Below are 1,481 nucleotides of genomic sequence, written 5' to 3'. Positions count from 1 at the left end.
GTCAGGCCTTCCCCCATCAAACCCGACTTAAAAAGTAGTCGAGCAATGCATCTCTTTCATCGGTGTTATTGGTTCCCAAAAGCTGAACCATGGCCCCATCAATCACAAATAAAAACATGTGCGCATCTTCAACTGTAGCAGTCGCTTTTACAGTTAAAAGCAGTTTATGAATTTCTTTAATGAACCATTTTCGGTAGTCAATGACGAGTTTATAAGCTGCTGGATAGATCTTTTCAATTTCAAAAATGGCTTTAAATGGCAACCGATAAAAGCCATCTAAGTTCGCATGTAAGAGATAAATCTTCTTGAGTTTATCGAATGCCATGAGTTCACGGTACGAATGAATAATTGAAAACACCTCATGTTTTAAGGCATCTATTTGAAAAGTTAAGCTCATCTGAATGAGCCTTTCTTTGGAGTGAAAATAGTTATAAAAAGTGGCTTTGGGGATTTTGGCTTCCTCAATAATTCGATCTATCCCGATGTAAAACCCGTTTTGATTAAATAAATCTTTTGCTGCGTTGAGCACGCTTAATGCTCTAAATGAAGCTTCTAAATTTGGCATTTTTATACCGTTTAAAATAATTTTTTGTTGTATGTGAAAGAGATAGAAATGCCGTCACTCTTAAATTGAGCGCTAAAAACAGGCATGCGAAAGCAGCACAAAAATGGTGTGCTCGCCTATCTCGGGTTTTATTGTTGCTATGATTTTTTAGTCGTAATGACCTATGGCTTAAAACCTAGAGTCGGTTAAACCTTTTTAAAGACCAGTTGGGTATAGACGTAAAGATTTTGGCGAAGGTTGCCAATGAGAGAGATGAAATAGTACGCATTAGCGAACTCCTTTGGGTAATAAAGAAGCTTCGCCACATCACTGCTAAATGATTATGGTGGCGAAACGAAAAGGGGTTAGCAGACTGATTTACCCAAAAATCAGCACATCCGAAGATGTCCCCCTCCCGTTCCGCCGCAGAGGGGGGCACGTAGGGATGCCCACAAAAAAGAGAGACTTTTTCGTGTGCGTTGGGTAAATACGGCCTGCTAAAACCGACTGGTAATGTGACCAGCAGGCAAAGGATAATCCGCGAGTTTTTGAGTGTCAATGTAAGGTTGAATAGAAATTGGTTAAATAATTTTTGTTTTCATTCAATTAGATATTTAAGCTAAACAGTCATTCAACTTAAATTTAAGAATATCATGATAATAATAAAAATGGTGGCAGAACGAAAAGAGGTTAGCAGACTGGACACACAGAACCAGCACACCCGAAGGTGTCCTCTTATCGCTCTACCATAGAATGGTGGCAAAACGAAAAGGGATTAGCAGACTGGTACAAAAGCAACCAGCACACCTGAAGGTGTTCCCTTATCGTTCTACCGTAGAATGGTGGCAGATCGATAAGGGGTTAGCAGACTGGGCACAGTACCAGCACACCCGAAAGTGTCCCCTTATCGCTCTACCCTAAAGTAGTTTGCAGGCAA

At 40.2% G+C, this 1,481-nt stretch carries 1 protein-coding gene; it reads right to left on the bottom strand.

Annotation, left to right across the window (positions count from 1 at the left end; all coding sequences use genetic code 11):
- Positions 1-16: 16 nt before the first annotated feature.
- Positions 17-565 carry a TetR/AcrR family transcriptional regulator gene (locus NL42_RS15510; protein WP_461313420.1) on the bottom strand — a complete coding sequence of 183 codons (549 nt, stop codon included), beginning with the start codon at positions 563-565 and terminating at the stop codon, positions 17-19.
- Between the last annotated feature and the right edge of the window lie 916 nt (positions 566-1,481).

The organism is Acinetobacter sp. GN11 (genome assembly GCF_054823985.1).
This window is presented reverse-complemented; position numbering and strand designations above follow the sequence as displayed.

Excerpts from the sequence above, each read along its gene's own strand:
- NL42_RS15510 (WP_461313420.1), bottom strand. The coding sequence starts at position 565 with ATGCCAAATTTAGAAGCTTCATTTAGAGCATTAAGCGTGCTCAACGCA.